This is a genomic window from Bacteroides zoogleoformans (assembly GCF_002998435.1).
In the GTDB taxonomy this organism is placed as follows: Bacteria; Bacteroidota; Bacteroidia; order Bacteroidales; family Bacteroidaceae; genus Bacteroides; species Bacteroides zoogleoformans.
Genome location: NZ_CP027231.1, coordinates 518,774 through 534,563 on the forward strand (window position 1 = coordinate 518,774; position 15,790 = coordinate 534,563).

Below are 15,790 nucleotides of genomic sequence, written 5' to 3' on the forward strand. Positions count from 1 at the left end.
ACTGTAAACGCTTCATTTCCGATGCTGTTTTTTTAAGTGACCTATCACTCTCCATGGCTTACAGGAAGATGTTTGGCGTGCATCGCAATCTTTTCTACTTTTTTCTCAAAACAGCGTTTATTTCTCAATGAAATTGAATAATTTTGCCGTATAACGATATACCGGATCTCAAGAGGAAAATAAAGAATAAACATCCCATGGAACAAAACAAACTAACCCCGATGCAGGCCTATAAAATAGGTGATGTCATAGATTATAAAGTAAGATCTCTGTTTACCACCTATTGTGAACTGATAGACGAGAAGACAGGAATAAAATCGTACCTGCAAGGTACGGCCAGACTTGTCCTATTCAAGGGGCAGACAGTTAAATGCAGGATACTGGCCGTAAGTGAAAAGCATCCAAAGATAGAACTGATGAACATTAGCGCATTTGAGCAAAGCAAACATAACCTGACAGAAGAGAAGCTCACGGGACTGCTCGAATCGCGAGGAATAGCGTGGAACACAAAAGAATTCGTCAAAATACTATTGACAGAGGAAAAAGAGAAATCCTTTGAAACCCAATGCCATCGGTGGATTCAGAACCTATTAAACAAAAAAACCGACTTGCAGACCGTCAGAAAGGATTGCTCTGACTTATTGGAGCTTTCAGACTTACTTAACATTTGCAGCCATAACGAAAGAGACTTCTATCAAGAAAGGCTTACTCTGATTATAGAGCAAACAGGCTATTATATCAGAGCCACCGAACTTATCAATAATGAAGCCAAGGAAGACACAGAAGATACGCCCACCCTTTTTATAGACAATTTATTCAACAAGCTCAAGGTCTCCGGTTTTGTCTATCATCCGAGCAAGAACTTCAGCATACTGTCCAGCTTGTTTCTTTGTAAGCCGGAATTGATGAATAACCGGATGAAAGAACTGCTTGACATCATCAGTGACAAAAATATTCAGATATGGGAGAGAGAACCCTTCGGCAGCGCATTGATTAAACTGTTGGATCTCTACATCAGAGAGTGTGATGGAAAGATTGACAAAACCAAGGAGAACAAAGTGTTGATAGACAACAATATGTTGGCTTTGGCCATACAGCTCTTGCTGATTAAGGATTCAAAGATTTCGAATATAGCCGACTATCGCCTGAATGCAGCCAGGCTTTGCCTGCTTTCTTCTTACCTGTACCCGTCAAATCCGGGAAGACTGGTCAATGCCGCATATTCTATCCTATTCAATTCAAATGCCAAATTACCGGCATATACGATTGAGAAAGTGATGGTATTGCCACATTACATATTCAGTTCTTCCTATGACAACATCGATACGGTTAACTCTTTCTCTCAGGGAAATGGGCGACTATTAATATCCGAAAAGGGTATCCATCTACAGTCTGCGGGTGAGAAAGGAAACTTAAGGCCTGTTTTTCCAAATGAACTCAGGTTATGGAAAAACTTGCAAGTATTCTTGCTTTCCAAACCAAAAACAAGTCTTACGTCCGTTAAGCCAAACGACATCACTCCTTACCAATCTGTCTGGTCTGAAATTGAAACAGAATTCTTCGACATAAAAAAGAGACCTGTTGTAATTGCCAATAAAAACAAAAAGCAGCATAGGACCGGCGAAACAGTGAAGATCACCTTTACAGGACAAGACGTCAATTACAGGGACAAATACTTCTGTCAGATTGAGGATGAAATAGGCGGCAACGGCTTTATCTGTGTGGACGATATAGTGCCCTACTCCATATCAACTTCACTGCGCCATTTCTATGCCTCTGACGGCAGCCGGCTCATTTTTCAGGCCCTGATCATTGACAAGGAAGACGATTTGTTCAGGTTTTCTATGCTCGAAGATTTAAAGACCTTTTTTTCGGATAACTATTATGACGACGATGAAGATATCATATGCTCGGTAGGAAATGTCCCAAACAATTACGGCATGGCTCCGGCCATTACGAAAGAAGGTGTCAGCGTCAGTATCAGAAATGCGGGCAACTTCGAGGGGATAGAAAAGAACAGTATCGTACGTTGCAGGCTAATCGGTGCCGGCTCCGGGACCTTCCATATAGCTTGTGACATTTTGGGTTTTACATCTTTCGATTTCGACTTGAATACCGCTTTCAAAAATCTTATGGAAGCTTGCAGCCTGGGTAAAATTTCTGAAAATATAACGCAACAAGAGGAAGAGCAAATACTGGAAAGTGACAATCTGATTGACGAATCGTATGTGAAAGAGGTCATCTACCTGATTGACAGAATGGCTTTGATAGATACAGAATATGTCAAGTCTTTCAATTATCTTGGGTTTGCAAGGATTCTTTGTTTGTTAATCGGTTGGGAATCTCAGGCCGCATATTACAAGGGAAGAATGGATATAATAGTGATGCTGCACGATTTTGCTCAAAACTCCAAGGTAGATGAAGAAAAGTTGACACAACTTGAACATGCAAATGCAGAACTATTCAGTAACAATGCCGTCCTTCGGGAAAGGTTTATGCAGCTACAGACAGTCAGCTTCATCGGCAAAGTTGAGCACAACGCTGACTTGTTCAATCTTGCAAGCTCCAACCCATATTTAAAGAATCTGGCTTCACTTGTACTGGCTTATAACATCACCAAATCGAATGGATTGGAGAGTAGCGCGACGAATATTCACAACAAAATTATCCAACTGCTGAACCTGAAAGGATATGAAACAGGCCTAAAACTCTATGGGACCGGAGAAGAAAACGAGGAAACAGAGTATAAGACCAGCATCGTATTCTTTGCCGAGGACAATGGTTCTTTTCCAAACCAAGTGAAGCAGATGGATGAGATTCTGAAAGTGATAAACTCTTTCTTCAACACAAGGGGAGGCACTCTATACATTGGCGTCAACAATTTCGGATACGGTGTAAGCGTCGAAGAGGATCTAAAAACTTCTCTCTATTACGGCGATAAAGACAAATACAGCAGGTCGATTGTTGATGCCGTCGCCTCGACATGGGGAAACAGGGCCACTACATACATCAATAAGATTGGCTTTGACGAAGAGAACACTGATAAGAACATCTTGATAATAGAGGTTCTTCCTATTCCATCCGGTTTGCCCTACAATGAACATTGGTATATCCGCAAGGCCGGCAGTAAGAGGAAACTGACGGAAATAGAGTTTAACGAGTATCAAAAGCTGAGCCGGAAGCTGCATACCGCCCCTTCCACAGAAGAAATATCGGAAGAGATGACAGAGACCAATCAGGAGCCTGACAATGCCGCCATGCCTCTTATCACCTCGAAAGACTATGAGATAATGACAAGCCGCATCAGAAAGAACGTGTTATCGGAATGGGACGATCCTGAGAATTATGTAGAACCGATAGGGTTCTTTAAATTCCTCAACAGCGGTAAATTTAAGAAAATAGATGATTACGATTTTGATGACGCATCTCTGTTGACATTAGTCGTTAAAGAGAGTGAGAAAACAGGCTATATGGTTTTGGGCTATGACAATGGACATATTGTCAAGGTGCCTGTAGAGGAACTGCTTGAATATACCAATAGAGAATATTCCAGAAACACTGAAAGCAAGTTAATCTTCGCCTCTTTAGCCAATGAAAATGATGCGGTTATTACAGTTTCCAAAGAAAATAAGACACGGCCAAAGGTGGTAATGCGGTTAGACAGGCTGTCGGGTTTTGAGGAAGGGAGACTCATGGATAGTGGAGAAATGCCATATAATGAAGGGCTGGTAAGTAGGATTCTGGCCTATGATGTGATACCAGACGAGTATATCGAGGACTTCAATAGTATTCTTGACAAACCAAAGACTTCCACGGGCTCCTCAAAGAACTTTTTGGCTAAAGACATGGTCAATAAGCTCCACCTATGGGGCATAAAGGAGATTTGACCATCAATAGCAGAGTGCCTGTTTCACTTAATCCTAAATTCATCAAGATAAAATGTATTCTGTTCTATTCGTATCCCTCGGTCCCGGTGATCCGGAACTGATTACCGTAAAAGGCCTGAAAGCCTTGCAAAACGCCGACTGCATCTTCTGTCCGGAGACAGTGAACAAAAAATCCTTAACATCTCCGGGCACCTCGCATGCGGCCGCCATTCTTCACCAACTGGAAATCAATACAAAGTGCATCATCCGCTTTGCCGTTCCGATGAGCAGGCAGCGTGACAAAGCCATGGCGGCATACGATAGCCTTTTTGCGGAAATAGAGAAACTGCATGCCGACGGGAAGAAAATATGTGTGGCCGCCGAAGGCGATGCAGGCTTTTACGCTTCCATACACTATGTGTACGAACGACTGCAAAAAGAAGGAATCCCGGTAGAGCACATCGCCGGTGTGCCTTCATTTATAGCAGCCGGTGCACGAGCCGGCATCCATCTTGTCAGCGGAACCGAGACACTGACCATACTTCCCGGCACGGCTACAGCCGACGAAGTGGCTCGCCACATAGAACGAGAAGAGGCTGTCGTCATCATGAAACTCTCCAAGTGTGCGCAAAACATGCACGAACTCATCCGGCTGCATCCGGAATACGATTATCACTATTTCGAGAACGTGGGCACCGCCAACGATGTGTATCTCGACCGTCCCGACCTGATTCTTTCCCGTGCGTTCCCCTACTTCTCCATGCTCATTGCCCGCCGACCGGAAAATGCCGATATGAAAGAAGTCATTCATACATTTTCGTAATAATAAAAGACGCTTTTCAGAAAAAAGGTTTACCTTTGCGGCATATAACCATTAAAAGGAATCAGAATATGAAGAAAATTGTTTTTTATATGATGCTGTTAGTGATAAGCATCGGTTATGCCCATGCACAAGGACAGGCAGACATCAAATTCGAGAAGACCGAGCATAATTTTGGTACATTCTCCGAAAACAACCCGGTGGTGAACTTTACTTTCAAATTCACCAACATAGGCGATGCGCCCTTGGTTATCCATCAAGCCGTGGCTTCCTGCGGATGCACAGTTCCCGAATATTCGCAGGAACCGATATTGCCCGGAAAAAGCGGAACCGTGAAAGTGACGTACAACGGAGCCGGCAGATTTCCCGGACACTTCAAGAAGTCCATCACCTTGCGCACCAATGCCAAGACTGAAATCATGAGACTCTTCATTGAAGGAGATATGACCGCAAAAGAATGAGAAATAATGCATTTTTGCGAGATTGAATGAAGGAGATTTTTTTAATCTCCTTTTTTTTGCTTTCTTTGGAGGCATAAAGAAAAACATCAAATTACAAAGCTATGAAACAAGAAGAAGAACCAATTACCGGATTACCGGAAAATGCGTTCCGTGAATTGAAACCGGGAGAAGTGTATAACCCATTGATGAGCCCCGACAGGAAATATGCAGAAGTCAATGTCTGGTCGGTGACATGGGGCATCCTGATGGCCGTCCTCTTTTCGGCCGCAGCCGCCTATTTAGGATTGAAAGTGGGACAAGTGTTCGAAGCGGCCATCCCTATCGCCATCATCGCCGTAGGTGTATCGGGTGCGGCAAAACGTAAAAACGCGTTGGGCGAAAATGTAATTATACAATCCATCGGCGCAAGCTCGGGCGTCATCGTGGCGGGGGCCATCTTCACCCTTCCGGCACTCTATATCCTCCAAGAAACCTATCCTAAAGAAATCACCGTGACCTTTACCCAAGTATTCGTCAGCTCTTTGTTGGGCGGCATATTGGGCATTCTTTTCCTTATCCCTTTCCGTAAATATTTCGTAAGCGACATGCACGGCAAATACCCCTTTCCGGAAGCAACAGCCACCACACAGGTGCTCGTCTCGGGCGAAAAGGGCGGCAGTCAGGCCAAGCCGTTGTTGATGGCAGGTATAATAGGCGGACTCTATGACTTCATCGTAGCCACTTTCGGGTGGTGGAACGAGAATTTCACCACCCGCGTATGCGGCTTCGGCGAAATGCTGGCTGAAAAGGCCAAGCTGGTATTCAAGGTCAACACCGGCGCCGCCGTATTGGGGTTGGGCTACATTGTCGGACTGAAATACGCCTCCATCATCTGTGCCGGTTCGCTGGCTGTCTGGTGGATTATCATCCCCGGCATGTCTCTGATTTGGGGAGATTCGGTACTGAACCAATGGAATCCTGAAATCACGGCTACCATAGGCTCCATGTCTCCGGAAGAGATATTCAAGTACTATGCCAAGAGCATCGGCATCGGCGGTATTGCCATGGCAGGTGTCATCGGCATCATCAAGTCATGGGGCATCATCAAGAGTGCCATGGGGCTGGCCGCAAAGGAAATGGGTGGAAAAGCCGATGCAAAAGCAAGCGTCAGACGCACACAGCGGGATATTTCCATGAAGATTATTGCCATCGGCTCTATCATCACCTTGCTACTAGTCGTCCTGTTCTTCTATTTTGACGTGATGCAGGGCAATCTGACGCATACCATCGTTGCCATCCTGCTCGTTGCAGGCATCGCGTTTTTGTTCACCACCGTGGCGGCCAATGCCATCGCCATTGTGGGTACCAACCCCGTTTCGGGCATGACGCTGATGACACTGATTCTGGCATCAGTAGTGATGGTATCCGCCGGACTGAAAGGTCCCGGAGGAATGGTGGCAGCCCTTGTCATGGGCGGTGTGGTGTGTACGGCCTTGTCTATGGCAGGAGGCTTCATCACCGACCTGAAAATAGGCTATTGGCTGGGCAGCACACCCGCCAAGCAGGAGACATGGAAGTTTCTCGGCACACTTGTTTCCGCGGCTACCGTAGGCGGCGTGATGATTATTCTGAACAAAACATACGGTTTCACCAGTGGACAGTTGGCCGCTCCTCAAGCCAATGCCATGGCTGCCGTCATCGAACCGCTGATGAACGGCGTGGGCGCTCCGTGGTTGCTGTATGCCATCGGAGCCGTGATTGCCGTTATCCTGAACTTCTGTAAGATTCCGGCACTGGCCTTTGCTTTGGGTATGTTCATCCCGCTGGAACTGAATGTTCCGCTGGTAGTGGGTGGCGCCGTCAACTGGTATGTGACCGGTCGCAGCAAAGATGCCTCTCTTAATGCCGAACGCGGAGAAAAAGGCACATTGCTTGCATCCGGCTTCATTGCAGGCGGTGCGCTGATGGGCGTGGTAAGTGCAGCCATGCGCTTCGGAGGAATCAACCTGGTGAACGGCGCATGGGTGCAGAACACATGGTCGGAAGTGCTGGCATTGGGCGCATACGCCATCTTGATACTCTACTTTATAAAATCTTCCATGAAAACCAAATAAAAGTTTTCTATTAACTTAACAACATATTTTTTATGAGATTGCAGAATCTACTACTCGGTTTCCTCGCAGCATTTCCGCTTACCCTATCGGCACAGAGCGGCAACCGCTACGACGACATCACCAACCCTAATCTGACCAGCATCGGCAGAGAACCTGCACGTAGCACATTCACATCATACGCCACAGAAGCCGATGCCGTGATCAATGATCGTAATAACGGTACATCCCGTTTATCCCTCAACGGAAAATGGAAATTCCATTATGTGGAAGCGTTTGCCGACCGTCCTACGAATTTCATGGCAGAGCGGACGGATGTGAAGCACTGGCCCGAGATAAACGTTCCCGGCAATTGGGAATTGCAAGGATTCGGCACCCCCATCTATGTGAACCTGCCCTATGAGTTCTGTTCGGCAGGCTATGCTCCTTACTGGGATAAGCCCAATCCGCCTTATGTTCCGAAAGAGTGGAATCCTACCGGAACATATCGCCGTGAATTTATTCTGCCGAACGACTGGGAGAACAAGTCGGTTTTCCTAAGTGCCGACGGTGTGCGCGGAGCCGCTTTCTATTACCTCAACGGCAAGTTTATAGGCATGAGCAAGGATGCCAAGACGCCGGCACGCTTCAATGTCAGCACCATTGCCAAAAAGGGAAAGAATGTGATTGCCATACAAATACATCGTTTTTCCGATGCCAATTATCTGGAGTGTCAGGACTTTTGGCGCATCAGCGGCATCGAACGGGACATTTATCTCTATGCGCAGCCTCAAATTCATCTCACGAACTTTAAGGCGGAAACTCCTTTGGACGAAAACTACAGGAATGGTGTACTGAAAGTAAAAGTACAGATTGCCAACGAAAGCGGGCAAAACTCTCCTCTTATCGTGGCGTATCGGCTTTTGGACAGCAAAGACCGACAAGTGGCGCAGTCTTCCATCCAAGTGGGAATCGGACAGACCGAAGTGGAATTTGACAAGAAGACCATCAAGGAACCTCTGCAATGGACTGCCGAAACGCCTAATCTCTACACACTGGTCATCAGTCTGAAACGTCCGAACGGTGACGTAATCGAAGCTACCGGCTGCAAAGTGGGCTTCCGCACTGTGGAAATAAAGAATAAGCAACTGCTGATAAACGGACAACCTATTCTCCTGAAAGGCGTGAATTATCATGAGCACAACGAATATACAGGGCATTATGTCACGGAAGATTTAATGAAAAAGGACTTTGAGCTTTGGAAGAGATATAACGTCAACACCATACGTACCTGCCACTATCCTCAACAAGAACGTTTCTACGAACTTTGCGACGAATATGGCATGTATGTCATTGACGAAGCCAACATCGAAAGTCACGGCATGGGATACGACCTGCGCGTAGGAGGAACGTTAGGCAATAACTCGCTCTTCATGAATGCGCACATTGACCGTACGCTGAACATGTATGAACGAGACAAGAATCATCCGTCTGTCATCATCTGGTCGTTAGGAAATGAAGCCGGAAACGGAGTGAATTTCTACGTCACCTACAATACCTTGAAATCGCTCGATAGCCGCCCTATTCAGTATGAACGCGCGTTGATGGAGTGGAACACGGATATCTATTGCCCGATGTATGCTTCGCCCGCTGCTTTGGAGGAGTATGCCTTGAAGGAGGACATGACACGGCCGCTTATTCTTTGCGAATATGCCCACGCCATGGGCAACAGCCTCGGAAACTTCCAAGACTATTGGGATATCATAGAGAAATATCCCATCCTGCAAGGAGGCTGTATCTGGGATTGGGTGGATCAAGGTTTGGCGGCCAAGACAGCAGACGGGCGTAAATATTGGACATACGGAGGCGATTACGGTGAAAACGGCACACCTTCCGACGGGAATTTCTGTATCAACGGAGTGGTATATCCCGACCGCAGCATCAAGCCGCAAACAGAGGAAATGGGAAAAGTTTACCAGAACATCAAATTCTTGGATTTCGACAAACAGACCTGTACCGTGAAAATCCGCAATGATTTTTCTTTTACCAATCTGGATAAATACGATTATTACTACATCATCCGCGATGCAGGAAAGGAAATCTATCGCGGCAAAATAGAGAACATCAAAGCCGCACCGGGCAAGGTGGTGACTTCCGGATTCTTGAATGGCATTCCCAAGGAAAAAAAGACTACGGGAGACGTACGCATTGAATTCTATGCAACCGTAAAGACGGCAGAACCTTTCTTGCCGGCTGGTACGGTCATTGCGCGCGAACAGACCTACATCCATACCTTCTTCAAGAAAGAAGCGCAGATAGAAAAACTTGCGGCATCCAAAGACAGAGGTGACAAAATAGAATTTTCGGGCGCCTGCTTCAAGGCTTCCTTCGACAAGAAAAGCGGTCTGCTCACGTCTTATTTATATAAGAAACAGGAGTATATCCTGAATGGCCAAGGTCCTCGCCCTTTCTTCTGGCGTGCCCCGACAGATAATGATTACGGAGCACAGTTGCCCCTCCGCCTCAAGGCATGGAAAGATGCAAGCTATCAGGAACTGAAAGCTGAAAGCTTCCGCGTATTGCAGGGCAACGACTCTACCACGGTGAAAGTGACTTATCGTTTTGCACAGACAGACGCCCGCTGGGACATTACCTACCGGATATATGCCAACGGAGTAATCAAGGTGGACAACCATTTCGTGGCCGAAAATGAGAAAGTGCCAATGATTCCGCGCATAGGCTTGCGGATGCAGCTGCAAAATTCTTTCAAAGACCTGACTTATTATGGCCGAGGACCGCAAGAGAACTATCGTGACCGCCGAACCTCACAGTTCGTCGGAGAATATACCACTCCGCTGAAAACGATGTACGAACCGTACATACGTCCGCAAGAGAACAATCATCGTACGGACATCTATTGGTGCGCACTCACCAACAAAGCCCGCCGAGGTCTGCTGTTCGTTGCCGACCGCACCTTCGAGCTCAATGCTTCCAACTATCCGCTGGAAAGTCTGGATAGCGGCGACAGCATCGACAACGGTGCCCCGCGTACCGCGAAAAGCAACCATCGTCACCTCACCGACCCCCTGCCGGAAGAGATGGTAGACTTATTCATCGACTACCGCATGATGGGACTTGGAGGAGACGACAGCTGGGGATCAATTCCTCACGAACCTTACTTGATTCGTCCGGGGAAAACCAATGTCATCGAATATGGTTTCTCGATTGTTCCGTTCGATAAAAAAGAGGATTATAGAACATTAATCTTACAATATTGAAAGGAGATTTGAATTTTACTCCCCCTTGATGAGTGAACTATAAAAAGGATGTAGTACATTTGCCGCATCCTTTTTTTCGCTTTTAAAAGAAGCGGAAGGAAAAGCTGGTCATTCATCACTGCATGCGGTGACTTGAAATAAGAAAAAATACCAATCAAAAAAACAAAAAGAATGAGAACAATGAGTAAATTGATGTTCAGCATCCTTTGTGCCACAGGCGTGCTGACCTCGGCTTCCGCACAAGTAGGGAAAGAGATGCTGAGTAACGGAATAAAGTATCTGGATATTCCTTATGTGGCCCATACGCTCGAAGCGGAAGGCCCCGAAGAACTTGTCATCAACTGCGACGAAGTGGATTGCACCACCTTTGTGGAATATGTATTGGCTGAAACCCTTACCCCGAAAACGGAAGATGGAGACGTTTCTGAAACCGCGTTCGGAGAGAAGTTGCAGCAAATCCGCTATCGCAACGGCAAGATTGACGGATACGCTTCCAGACTGCACTACAATACCGATTGGGTGGACAACGGAATACGCAAAGGATTCCTCGAAGACGTCACGGCCAAGATGAGTACAGACACAGAGAAACTGTCTGTCTTCTATATGTCTTCCCGCCCTCAACAATACATGCAGCTGGCCGCTTCGGCAGAGAACGTGGCCAAGATAAAAGAAACGGAGCGGATATTGTCCGGTAAAACCATCCATTATCTGCCCAAGCAAAAGCTTCCGGCCGATGGTCTGCCTTGGATTAAAGACGGCGACATCATTGCCATCACAACCAATATACCGGGACTGGATGTAGCCCACATGGGCATTGCTTTCTATGCCGACGGGAAACTCACTCTCCTACACGCCTCTTCTACTGAGAAAAAAGTGGTTATATCCAAGCACACCTTGTCGCAAATGCTGAAAGAGAACGATAAGTGGACAGGCATCCGCGTGTTGAGAGTAAAGAAATAAGTTTTAACAATGTCATCCAATATTTTACGCTTGCACAAGCATCTGTCGAGACACTTGTGCAAGCGTATTTTTTGTTTAAGCAGACTTCTAAAAATCCACTTGTCATTTCACGGTTGCTTTAACAAATTTCTTCCCTGCAGGAAGAGAACCATCCTTCTCATACAACTTTGAATACTTACCCGACGGTAAATCTGAAAGGACAAATGCATTGCACTTACGGCCGGCGACAATTTTATCTGTGGCCGCTGTATTGATGACTGTAGCTATCATTCCAACCAAAGCTCCGAATCCGCCTCCTCCTCCATTTATACTAGTATCGACTTTGATTTCTCCGGCCCTGTTATAAAGCGTTTGGCCTGTTTTTGTCGAACGTAAGATATATTCCACATTAACGGTTAATTTTCCTCCAATGTTATTTCTTCTCCAATCTTTGATAATAGTAAACATTGCAGCGTCCGCACCCAACACTTTATGGAATATGCTTAAATCGCCTTCTATGAATTGTTCAGCATCATATGCGCTTTCCTGTTGAAACATCTCCATTGTAAGATATGGAGAATACACATAATAGCCCTTCTCGCAGAGTGGCATATACATTGTCGTATAAAAATAGTCTTTTGCCTCGGCATGCGTTGTTTGATTAATAGGCGGCATAATCGCTATAGACAAGGGCTTTTCCTCGTACATGGCAGGGTATTGCTGGCTTAAGGCTACCGGTGTTGTACACGAAGTGACCAATGCCATCATTGAAATTGCAAGAAATATTATCTTTTTCATTTTTCCAACTGTTTAATGATTCTTGATATGTATATCTCAGACTCCGGATAAAGAGCAATCTCTTGTTTTAAATATTTTAGCCCCTCCTCTTTTTTGCCTGTTTTATAAAGCAGGTAGCCATATTCAGAATTCAGTCCCGGAGGTACCACACCTCTGGCACCTTTTTGTTTCTCCGTAAGCTTTTTGTACAGCTCAACTACTTTAACTTGCAATTCTTCTGTGGGCTTCTTGCTATACTGATAGGTAACGTCCTCATAGTTATACCAAGAATACAATGTCTGAGTGGTAGTGCAAGACGACAATGCGGCTACTACAAACGCGGCTGATAATATCTTTTTCATCATGGTAGAATAATTTGCTTAACTTCTTGAGTCGATACGAATATTTTCTTGTTATATAGCGTTTTACCTTTGTAACTGACTGTCAAGGTTCTTGCACCCACACCTATCCCATATTGGGTTCCGTGTCTATTTGATTTTTTAGACTTCACCACTTTGGCATTAAAAGGCTCGGCGGAATCAATGGTGACCTGCACATCCTTACCGGCATACTGCTTTGAACTTACAAAAAGCAAATACGCCATGTCTTCCTTACCACTTTGTTGTGCTACAGGAAAATTTGCCTTACACCCCAAAAGCATTAAAGGCAGACTTAGTAAAATTAAATACTTTTTCATTTGACTTCTTCTATTAAATAGTTGCCCATATTCTCTGAATTAATATTTTCTGACGAGTTCACCTCTACAAAAGAATATTCTGTTTCGGGAGTATCGCCACCGGTAGATACGACTTTGGCCGCTCCTATCTTCTTGCCAGGCAGACTTATAAGAATTCCGGTTTGTGGGTTCTTTACTTTTTTCCCTTTTGTCATTACGGCGAATGTCATTCCTTCTTTTATTCCTTGACTCTTTCCTCCCGCTATAAGAACGGCATCCGAATCGTATGATAAGAAATAAGTTTTCCAAGGATTGTTGGTACATTTGTTGATAATATTTTCAACCAATTGACCGATTGCCTCGGAAATGGCTTTATCACTTAATGTCGCGTCATAGGCGGCTTGGCCGCCAATTCCCATGGTGGTTTTTGTTGTCAGTTCGGCCGTTCCCTTTGCTTCATCCGAATAGATAATCAACCCTGACGAAACCTCAACCAATCTTATGGCTACAGCAGCTTCGACGATTTGGGACTTTTGAGAAGAAAACACTCCGTTTTTTCCGATATTCTTTCTGCCATATTCCGTTATCGAACCAATAATCAGATAATCGGCTCCTAAAGAGGAGGATACATTGCCTCCTCTTTCACACTCCTCCAATAATTTTGACAAGTCACTTCTCTCTAATAACAGGAACTTTCCGGATGACGCCAGTTTGGCAGATAAGATGTCCAATGCCTGTTTTCCCATCGGATCATTCTCCTTGTCATAAAAAATACCTTTGGCATATTGAGTTTCATTGGAGAAACGTCCGATTGCCACTTTTCTTTTCAAGACCATTCCATCGTCTTTGACTTGTGCAGCAGGTGTTTCTACGATTTCTGTCTTGCGCTGGGCAGACATATTTGTAGATAATGCAAATACTGCCGCTAAGAATAACACTTTCTTCATTGTATCAACATTTAAAATTTTAATGATTTCACAAATATATATAAAGTCTCTTCTTGAGACATTGCAAATGTAATAACTTCCACCTTACAATTGCAGTATTTAACCAGACTTTTCGCAAAGACAATTTACGACACAGTTTATACAGTTTGAAACACACCTATCTCCGGAAAAGTTGCGCCCTGCATAAAAAAACAGATGCTGAAGCAAGCCGCACTCACAATCCAGAGGATGACCAACGTCCATTTCAGACCGACATTCATCGGCTGCCACTTGAACATCTGACTGAAAATGCCCCACACAAGGCTGATTAGAGGAATACCCACCACCAAAATGCCGGCAATATACATCACAATAGCCACTAACGGAGAGTCGGGCAACACCACATCGGCCGTCGGAAAGAGAGCTATCAGATCAGCACTGCCACCTATGGCCACCATGACCGCGGCAAACAGCAGTGCCACAAACACCACTCCGAACACAAACAATATCGGACTGCAAATGACGGCGAAGATAATCAGACAAACCTTCAGGAACCAACCTGCAATCATTACCAAGGTATCGCTGAACTTTTGCAGGAGAGTACGGGGCTTTTCGGACGACATATAATCGTTCACACCATTGGCCATCTTCTCGAAGCCGTCTGTCACGGTTCTGCCGATATTCTCTATCGTCACCGCTTCGCCACGCATGCTCAGCTTCTCGGCTGCCGTACGGGCCTCGGGTATAAGCAGCCAGCATACGATGTAAACCGGAATCAGAGTCCCTACCCCACACACCAGAATGACAAGCAGCAACAAGCGGAGTAAAGTTATATCCCATCCCAGATAGGCGGCCAATCCACTGACAACACCTCCCAACATCTTATCGTCCGGATTGCGGTAAAGGCGACGACGCGTAGTACCGTATGCTAATTCGCCGCGCCAAGTGCCATAACCTTTGCCAGCATTTTCAGTGCCCGAATCGAAGCCGCCGCTTTCTTTCCCGGCCTCCATATCTTCCGGTTTTCCCATACGGACAATGACCTCTTCGACATCGGCAATCGTAATCACCTGCGAACCGGTCGCCAGTTTCTCTACAAAAAGCTCGGAGATACGTCGTTCAATATCATCTACAATTTCGTCAGCTCCGGCTTCTTTGCTGAAATGCATCTTGAGATTACTCAAATAATTATCCAAAAGGCGGTATGCGTCATCGTCTATGTTGAAGACGGTGCCACCCAAATTCACAGTCAATGTCTTTTTCATAAAATCTACTATTATTTAATTGTTTAACTATCTTACTACTTTCTGTTTTATACGCGAATCCGGAGTAAAAAAGGAAGTAATAAACCGGCTAAAGAGCCGAGGCACTCCGACGAAATCGGTAACACCCTTATTCACACCTTTTATAAGAAGCTCCATAGATACAACATATTTCAAGAAAAACCTTGGTTTATTTTTACTAAAAACTCTGCGGATTTTTTACTAATTTCCCATCGGATTTTCAGTAAAAATCGGAGGGGTTTTTACTAAAAATTTATCGTGCAGATTTTCAAAGGGGCTTCAAAGATTTTCTTGTCAAATATTATTATCCCGAACTCACGTGTCTTTATATCAGTTTCGGCATTTATAAGCTCAGAAGCGGCTGATGTGATTGACAGTCTCGTTAAGTTCTCTCCAAGATGCTTCCAGTTCGCCGAGAAAGACCTCACCCTTTGCCGTCAACCGATAATACTTGCGGGGAGGCCCTTGTGTGGATTCAATCCACTCATAACTCAGAAGATCGTCGTTCTTCAGGCGGGTGAGCAACGGATAAAGCGTTCCTTCGACTACTATCAGCCGGGCTTCTTTCAGCTTCTGAATGATGTCCGAAGCATAAGACGGCTCTTTGTGGAGCAGCAGCATGATGCAATATTCAAGCATGCCCTTGCGCATTTGCGACTTTACATTGTTTACATCCATGATTTGATTTGACTTTT

General features: G+C 45.3%; 12 protein-coding genes. 6 read left to right on the forward strand and 6 right to left on the reverse strand.

From position 1 onward, the window contains the following. The first annotated feature begins 197 nt into the window (after positions 1 to 197). The 6 genes from C4H11_RS02235 to C4H11_RS02260 all read left to right on the forward strand — a co-directional run bounded on the left by C4H11_RS02235 (position 198) and on the right by C4H11_RS02260 (position 11,454). Positions 198 to 3,887, forward strand: coding sequence for an AlbA family DNA-binding domain-containing protein (locus tag C4H11_RS02235; RefSeq protein ID WP_129588271.1), 3,690 nt, complete (start codon positions 198 to 200; stop codon positions 3,885 to 3,887). 52 nt (positions 3,888 to 3,939) lie between these two features. Further along, positions 3,940 to 4,689: a precorrin-2 C(20)-methyltransferase gene (gene cobI / locus C4H11_RS02240; RefSeq protein ID WP_106040314.1), complete on the forward strand. Its 750-nt coding sequence runs from the start codon at positions 3,940 to 3,942 to the stop codon at positions 4,687 to 4,689. Between the two features lie 68 nt (positions 4,690 to 4,757). Next, positions 4,758 to 5,147 carry a DUF1573 domain-containing protein gene (locus tag C4H11_RS02245; protein WP_106043035.1) on the forward strand — a complete coding sequence of 130 codons (390 nt, stop codon included), beginning with the start codon at positions 4,758 to 4,760 and terminating at the stop codon, positions 5,145 to 5,147. A gap of 101 nt (positions 5,148 to 5,248) precedes the next feature. After that, positions 5,249 to 7,240 (forward strand): OPT family oligopeptide transporter, encoded by a 1,992-nt coding sequence (locus C4H11_RS02250; protein WP_106040315.1) that lies wholly within the window; start codon positions 5,249 to 5,251, stop codon positions 7,238 to 7,240. A 32-nt stretch (positions 7,241 to 7,272) separates the two neighbouring features. Further along, positions 7,273 to 10,494: a glycoside hydrolase family 2 TIM barrel-domain containing protein gene (locus C4H11_RS02255; RefSeq protein ID WP_106040316.1), complete on the forward strand. Its 3,222-nt coding sequence runs from the start codon at positions 7,273 to 7,275 to the stop codon at positions 10,492 to 10,494. A gap of 171 nt (positions 10,495 to 10,665) precedes the next feature. Continuing rightward, positions 10,666 to 11,454: an N-acetylmuramoyl-L-alanine amidase-like domain-containing protein gene (locus tag C4H11_RS02260; RefSeq protein ID WP_106040317.1), complete on the forward strand. Its 789-nt coding sequence runs from the start codon at positions 10,666 to 10,668 to the stop codon at positions 11,452 to 11,454. A 102-nt stretch (positions 11,455 to 11,556) separates the two neighbouring features. On the opposite strand, the gene C4H11_RS02265 is transcribed toward C4H11_RS02260, so the two are convergent. From C4H11_RS02265 to C4H11_RS02290, 6 genes are all read right to left on the reverse strand, one after another. Continuing rightward, a complete protein-coding gene (locus C4H11_RS02265; protein WP_106040318.1) occupies positions 11,557 to 12,231 on the reverse strand; it encodes a GNA1162 family protein in 675 nt (224 codons plus the stop codon). Continuing rightward, a complete protein-coding gene (locus C4H11_RS02270; protein ID WP_234819854.1) occupies positions 12,228 to 12,575 on the reverse strand; it encodes a DUF4810 domain-containing protein in 348 nt (115 codons plus the stop codon). The genes C4H11_RS02265 and C4H11_RS02270 overlap by 4 nt, the downstream gene beginning before the upstream one ends. Further along, positions 12,572 to 12,907, reverse strand: coding sequence for a hypothetical protein (locus C4H11_RS02275; RefSeq protein ID WP_106040319.1), 336 nt, complete (start codon positions 12,905 to 12,907; stop codon positions 12,572 to 12,574). The genes C4H11_RS02270 and C4H11_RS02275 overlap by 4 nt, the downstream gene beginning before the upstream one ends. Continuing rightward, positions 12,904 to 13,833, reverse strand: coding sequence for a CsgG/HfaB family protein (locus C4H11_RS02280; RefSeq protein ID WP_106040320.1), 930 nt, complete (start codon positions 13,831 to 13,833; stop codon positions 12,904 to 12,906). The genes C4H11_RS02275 and C4H11_RS02280 overlap by 4 nt, the downstream gene beginning before the upstream one ends. Before the next feature lie 137 nt (positions 13,834 to 13,970). Beyond that, on the reverse strand, positions 13,971 to 15,077 hold the full coding sequence (locus C4H11_RS02285) for a PspC domain-containing protein (protein ID WP_106040321.1): 1,107 nt from the start codon (positions 15,075 to 15,077) through the stop codon (positions 13,971 to 13,973). Between the two features lie 369 nt (positions 15,078 to 15,446). Further along, the gene (locus C4H11_RS02290) at positions 15,447 to 15,773 is read right to left on the reverse strand and encodes a PadR family transcriptional regulator (protein WP_106040322.1); all 327 of its coding nucleotides are present in this window, start codon (positions 15,771 to 15,773) and stop codon (positions 15,447 to 15,449) included. Between the last annotated feature and the right edge of the window lie 17 nt (positions 15,774 to 15,790).